Source organism: Burkholderia sp. E168m23 (assembly GCF_016586125.1).
Classification (GTDB): domain Bacteria; phylum Pseudomonadota; class Gammaproteobacteria; order Burkholderiales; family Burkholderiaceae; genus Burkholderia; species Burkholderia orbicola.
In genome coordinates this window covers 1-6429 of sequence record NZ_BCPP01000359.1, presented here as the reverse complement: position 1 = coordinate 6429, position 6429 = coordinate 1, and the positions used below count along the sequence as shown (strand labels likewise).

Below are 6429 nucleotides of genomic sequence, written 5' to 3'. Positions count from 1 at the left end.
CCGTCACGTCGGCACCGAGGCGACGCCACACCGAGCCGAGCTCGAGGCCGATCACGCCCGCGCCGATCACGGCGAGCTTCTTCGGCACCGAGTCGAACGTCAGTGCACCTTCGTTGTCCGACACGATCTTGTTGTCGACCGGGATGTTCGGCAGGTGACGCGCCTTCGAACCCGTCGCGATGATCACGTTCTTCGCGGTGACGACTTCGGCTTCACCCTCGCCGCTCACTTCGATCTGCACGCCGGCATCGGTCTTGCCGGTGAACTTGCCATGGCCCTTCAGCCAGGTGATCTTGTTCTTCTTGAACAGGAACTCGATCCCGCTCGTCATCTTCTCGACGATCGCATCCTTGCGGCCGAGCATCTTCGCGACGTCGATCTTCACGCCGTCGACCGTGATGCCGTGGTCGGCCAGGTGGTGCGACGTGTTCTCGAACTCTTCCGACGACGCGAGCAGCGCCTTCGACGGGATGCAACCGACGTTCAGGCAGGTGCCGCCGAGCTTCAGCGCGCCGGCCGGGTTCTTCCACTTCTCGATACAGGCAACGGTCTTGCCGAGCTGCGCGGCGCGAATCGCGGCGATGTAGCCGCCGGGGCCGGCGCCGATCACGACGACGTCAAATTCCTTGGACATGACAATCCTTTCTACTTGTACGCCCGCAGGTTCGCACGTGGGCGCGAACCTGCGGAACGGGTCGATGCGGTGAGACTCGGCTTACAGGTCGAGCAGCAGGCGTGCCGGATCTTCCAGCGCATCCTTCATCGCGACGAGCGACAGCACGGCTTCGCGGCCGTCGATGATGCGGTGGTCGTACGACAGCGCGAGGTAGTTGATCGGGCGGATCACGATCTGGCCGTTCTCGACGACCGGGCGCTCCTTCGTCGCGTGCACGCCGAGGATGGCCGATTGCGGCGGGTTGATGATCGGGGTCGACAGCATCGAGCCGAACACGCCGCCGTTCGAGATCGAGAACGTACCGCCCGTCATTTCCTCGATCGACAGCTTGCCGTCCTTCGCCTTCTGGCCGAATTCGGCGATCTTCTTCTCGATCTCGGCGAGGCTCAGTTGATCCGCGTTGCGCAGGATCGGCACGACCAGGCCGCGCGGCGAACCGACCGCGATACCGATGTCGAAGTAGCCGTGGTAGACGATGTCGTTACCGTCGATCGACGCGTTCACGAGCGGGAACTTCTTCAGCGCATGGACGGCCGCCTTCACGAAGAACGACATGAAGCCGAGCTTCACGCCGTGTTCCTTCTCGAACTTGTCCTTGTACTTGTTGCGCAGTTCCATGACCGGAGCCATGTTCACTTCGTTGAACGTCGTCAGGATCGCGTTGGTCTGCTGCGATTCGAGCAGACGCTCGGCGATACGCGCACGCAGGCGCGACATCGGCACGCGCTGTTCCGGACGGTCGTTCAGCCAGGTCGCTGCCGACGCCGGCACCTTCACTTCCGGCAGCGCCGGCTTCGCGGCGGCGGTCTTCGCCGGTGCGGCGGCCGGAGCAGCCTTCGGTGCGCTGCCTGCTGCCAGCGCGTCGCCCTTCGTGACGCGGCCGTCGCGGCCCGAACCTGCGACGTCGCCCGTCGACAGGCCCTTCTCGGCCAGCAGCTTCGCTGCGGCCGGCGATGCGGCGGCCGAGCTCGATGCCGTTGCGGCTGCCGGCTGAGCGGCCGGTGCGGCGGCGGCTGCAGCGGGCGCGGCTGCCGGCTTGACTTCGGCGGCGCCTGCCGCGGCTTCGGCGGCACCTGCCTTCGCTTCGGTGTCGATCGTCGCGATGATCTGGTCGGCCACGACCGTGTCACCGTCGTTCTGCAGCACTTGCGCGAGCACGCCCGCTGCCGGTGCCGGCACTTCGAGGACGACCTTGTCGGTCTCGAGTTCGATCAGGATTTCGTCCTGCGCGACTGCTTCGCCCGGCTTCTTCTTCCACTGCAGCATGGTGGCTTCCGACACCGACTCCGACAACTGGGGGACTTTGACTTCTACGATAGCCATGTGATTTTCCTGGATGCTTAATCTGGGGTATGACGAGGTTCGTGCGATTCCTTCGGCCGGTGCGGCGCGCGACGCGCCCGGCGGGCCAAAAGGAACGGGAAAGCGCCGCACGCCTTCCCGTTTCGCTTGACGTCGGTTATTTCGCGATCGATGCGCTCTTCAGGCGGCCGAATGCCCCTTCGATCAGGGCCTTCTGCTGCTCGTAGTGCTTCGCGTAGTAGCCGACCGCCGGCGAGGCCGAAGCCGGACGGCCGCTGTATGCCAGCTTCTGCCCTTCCTTCATGCCTTCCTTCAGGTGGTGCTCGACGTAGAACCAGGGACCCTGGTTCTGCGGCTCGTCCTGCACCCAGACCACTTCAGTCGCGTTCTCGTACTTCTTCATTTCGGCTTCGAACTGCTTGTGCGCGAACGGATACAGCTGCTCGATACGGATGATCGCGACGTCGTTCGCCTTCGCTTCGCGGCGATGCGCGACGAGGTCGTAATACACGCGGCCCGAGCATGCCAGCACGCGCTTGACCTTCTTCGCGTCGATGCCGCCGTCGGTTTCGCCCAGCACCGGCTGGAACGAGCCCTTCGCGAGTTCCGACAGGTCCGACACCGCTTCCTTGTGACGCAGCAGCGACTTCGGCGTGGCGACGATCAGCGGCTTGCGGAACAGGCGGATCATCTGGCGACGCAGCAGGTGGAAAATCTGCGCCGGCGTCGTCGGCTGGACGACCTGCATGTTGTGGTCGGCACACAGTTGCAGGAAACGCTCGATACGCGTGGACGAGTGTTCCGGACCCTGGCCTTCGTAGCCGTGCGGCAGCAGCATCGTGAGACCCGACACGCGGCCCCACTTCACTTCGCCCGACGAGATGAACTGGTCGATCACGACCTGTGCGCCGTTGACGAAGTCGCCGAACTGCGCTTCCCACAGCACGAGCGTGTTCGGCTCGGCGGTCGAATAACCGTATTCGAAGCCCAGCACCGCTTCTTCCGACAGCACCGAGTCGATCACCGTGAACTTCGCCTGACCGTCGGCGATGTTCTGCAGCGGCACGTACGTGCCGTCGTTCCAGCGCTCGCGGTTCTGGTCGTGCAGCACCGCGTGACGGTGCGTGAACGTGCCGCGGCCCGAGTCCTGGCCCGTCAGGCGCACCGAGTAGCCCGAAGCGACGAGCGACGCGAATGCGAGGTGTTCGCCCATGCCCCAGTCGAGCGGCTGGTCGCCGCGCGCCATGTTGCGGCGGTCGTTGATCACGCGCTCGACGAGCGGGTGAACCTTGAAGTTTTCCGGGACCGTCGTGATGCGTTCGCCCAGGCGCTTCAGTTCGGCGAGCGGCACGGCCGTATCGGCTGCGTCCGTCCACTTGCGGTTCAGGAACGGAACCCAGTCAACCGCGTACTTGCTCTTGTAGTTCGACAGGACCGGATCGACGGTGTGGTGGCCGTCGTCCATCGCCTTGCGGTACGCCTTCACGTAGTTGTCGGCGTCTTCCGCGGTGATCACGCCCTGCTGCACGAGCTTCTCGGCGTACAGCGCACGGGTGCCCGGGTGCTGCGCGATCTTCTTGTACATCAGCGGCTGCGTGACCGCCGGCGTGTCCTGCTCGTTGTGACCCAGCTTGCGGAAGCAGACGATGTCGATCACGACATCCTTGTGGAACTGCATCCGGTAGTCGATCGCGATCTGGATCGCGAGCACGACGGCTTCCGGATCGTCGCCGTTCACGTGCAGCACCGGCGCCTCGATCATCTTGACGACGTCGGTACAGTACAGCGTCGAGCGCGCGTCGCGCGGGTCGGACGTCGTGAAGCCGATCTGGTTGTTGATGACGATGTGCAGCGTGCCGTGCGTGCCGTAACCGCGCGTCTGCGCGAGGTTCAGCGTTTCCATCACGACGCCCTGGCCAGCGAAGGCCGCGTCGCCGTGGATCTGCACCGGCAGCACTTGCAGGCCGTCTTCGTCGCCGCGACGGTCCATCCGCGCCTTCGCGGAACCTTCGACCACCGGGTTGACGATTTCGAGGTGCGACGGGTTGAACGCGAGCGACAGGTGGACCGGGCCGCCTTCCGTCGACACGTCCGACGAGAAGCCCTTGTGGTACTTCACGTCACCGGCCGGCAGGTCGTCGACGTGCTTGCCTTCGAATTCGGCGAACAGGTCGGCCGGCATCTTGCCCAGCGTGTTGACCAGCACGTTCAGACGGCCGCGGTGGGCCATGCCGATGATGATTTCCTGCACGCCGCTCTTGCCTGCGTGCTGGACGACTTCGTCCATCGCGGCGATGAAGCTTTCGCCGCCTTCGAGCGAGAAGCGCTTCTGGCCGACGTACTTGGTGTGCAGGTAGCGCTCGAGGCCTTCGGCGGCCGTCAGGCGGTTCAGGATGTGCTTCTTCTTCTCGATCGAGAACGACGGCGTCGCGCGGGTCGATTCCAGGCGCTCCTGCCACCAGCGCTTCTGTTCCGGGTCGCTGATGTACATGTACTCGGCGCCGATCGTGCCGCAATACGTGTCGCGCAGACCCTTGACGATGTCACGCAGCGAAGCCTGGTCGAAACCGAAGTACAGGTTGCTTGCGCTGTACGTCTGGTCGAGGTCGCCTTCGGAGAAGTCGTAGAAAGCCGGTTCGAGTTCGGGAATGGCGGGACGTTCGCGACGCTTCAGCGGATCGAGGTTGGCCCATTGCGAGCCGAGGAAGCGGTAGGCGCTGATCAGCGACTGGACGTGCACCTGCTTGCGTGCGGTCGCGAGATTGCTGGTGCTTTCGCGGGGGATGAAGGCATTGGCCTTCGCACGCTCGGCGAACGATTCGACGATCGGGAAGTGAGCGACGTCATTGGCATTCGAGCCGTCGGTTGCAGGCACGTTCTGCAACGCGTCGAAATACTCGCGCCAGTTCTCCGGCACCGATGCCGGATTGTTGAGGTATGCATCGTACAGTTCTTCAACGTACGAAGCATTGCCGCCGAACAGATAGGAGTTCAGCTGAAACTGCTTCATTACATCTGACATTTTACGCTCACCTTTCTTCGAGCTTCTCGAGAAATAGCGGGTTACTCAACCTTCCGCGACACGGCCTGACCGTTTAGCGGATTGCGAATCAAGTCTTGCTTGGAAGGACCTAAAACTTGCGTGCGCGCAGCATATCACAGAACCGATACCGGAGTTCACGGCGAAATGTGCCCGAAAGCGCCGCGCGGCGGGGTTTTGCCGGATTGCGGCGACCTGCGGGAACAGTGTTTTGCAGGCAATCCGGTTGCACGACGCGCAGATGCAAAAAAGGCTGCCCGAAGGCAGCCTTTTTCGTCGTACTCGGGAACGATCGATGCTTAGTCGACCGCGCCTTCGCGGCTCGCGCGGCGACGCTCGTGCTCCTTCAGGAAGCGCTTGCGCAGACGGATCGACTGCGGCGTCACTTCGACGAGCTCGTCGTCGTCGATGAATTCCACCGCGTATTCCAGCGACATCTGGACCGGCGGCACGAGACGCACGGCTTCGTCGGTGCCCGACGCGCGCACGTTGGTCAGCTGCTTGCCCTTGATCGGGTTCACGACGAGGTCGTTGTCGCGGCTGTGGATGCCGATGATCATGCCCTCATACAGCGCGTCGCCCGGCTTCACGAACATGCGGCCGCGATCCTGCAGCTTCCACAGGGCGTAGGCAACCGCCGCGCCGTCGTCCTGCGAGATCAGCACGCCGTTGCGGCGCTCGAAGACCGAGCCGTCCTTGACCGGTGCGTACGAGTCGAAGATGTGGCTCATCAGGCCCGTGCCGCGCGTGAGCGTCAGGAATTCGCTCTGGAAGCCGATCAGGCCACGTGCCGAGATCTTGTACTCCAGGCGCGTGCGGCCGCGGCCGTCCGACGCCATGTCGAGCATTTCGCCCTTGCGGCGGCCGAGCTCTTCCATCACGCCGCCCTGGTGTTCGTCCTCGACGTCGACCGTCAGCAGCTCGTACGGCTCGTGACGCACGCCGTCGATTTCCTGCATCACCACGCGCGGACGCGACACGGCGAGCTCGTAGCCTTCGCGACGCATGTTCTCGACGAGAATCGTCAGGTGCAGTTCGCCGCGGCCCGACACTTCGAACACGGTTTCGTCGCCGGTATCCTTCACGCGCAGCGCGACGTTGTGGTTCAGTTCCTTCATCAGACGGTCGCGGATCTGGCGGCTCGTCACGAACTTGCCTTCGCGGCCGGCGAGCGGCGACGAGTTGACGAGGAAGTTCATCGTCAGCGTCGGTTCGTCGACGGTGATCATCGGCAGCGCTTCCGGCGTGTCGACCGCGCAGATCGTCGCGCCGATGCCGACGTCTTCAATACCGTTGATCAGCACGATGTCGCCCGCTTCCGCCGATTCGACCTGCACGCGCTCCAGACCCTTGAACGACAGCACCTGGTTGATCTTGCGGTTCAGCACGTCGCCTTCCGGGCCAAAGCGCA

General features: G+C 63.9%; 3 protein-coding genes and 1 pseudogene. All 4 read right to left on the bottom strand.

The features are described 5' to 3' along the window. The coding region (locus JMF90_RS18925) for an FAD-dependent oxidoreductase (protein ID WP_201325313.1) at window positions 1–634 on the bottom strand (634 nt) is incomplete at its 3' end. An 81-nt stretch (window positions 635–715) separates the two neighbouring features. Next, window positions 716–1999 (bottom strand): 2-oxoglutarate dehydrogenase complex dihydrolipoyllysine-residue succinyltransferase, encoded by a 1284-nt coding sequence (gene odhB / locus JMF90_RS18920; RefSeq protein ID WP_105797797.1) that lies wholly within the window; start codon window positions 1997–1999, stop codon window positions 716–718. A 136-nt stretch (window positions 2000–2135) separates the two neighbouring features. Then, window positions 2136–5000, bottom strand: coding sequence for a 2-oxoglutarate dehydrogenase E1 component (locus JMF90_RS18915; RefSeq protein ID WP_006476158.1), 2865 nt, complete (start codon window positions 4998–5000; stop codon window positions 2136–2138). A gap of 317 nt (window positions 5001–5317) precedes the next feature. After that, a pseudogene (locus JMF90_RS18910) lies at window positions 5318–6429 on the bottom strand (translational GTPase TypA); the annotation flags it as partial.

Excerpts from the sequence above, each read along its gene's own strand:
- odhB (WP_105797797.1), bottom strand. The coding sequence starts at position 1,999 with ATGGCTATCGTAGAAGTCAAAGTCCCCCAGTTGTCGGAGTCGGTGTCG.
- JMF90_RS18915 (WP_006476158.1), bottom strand. The coding sequence starts at position 5,000 with ATGTCAGATGTAATGAAGCAGTTTCAGCTGAACTCCTATCTGTTCGGC.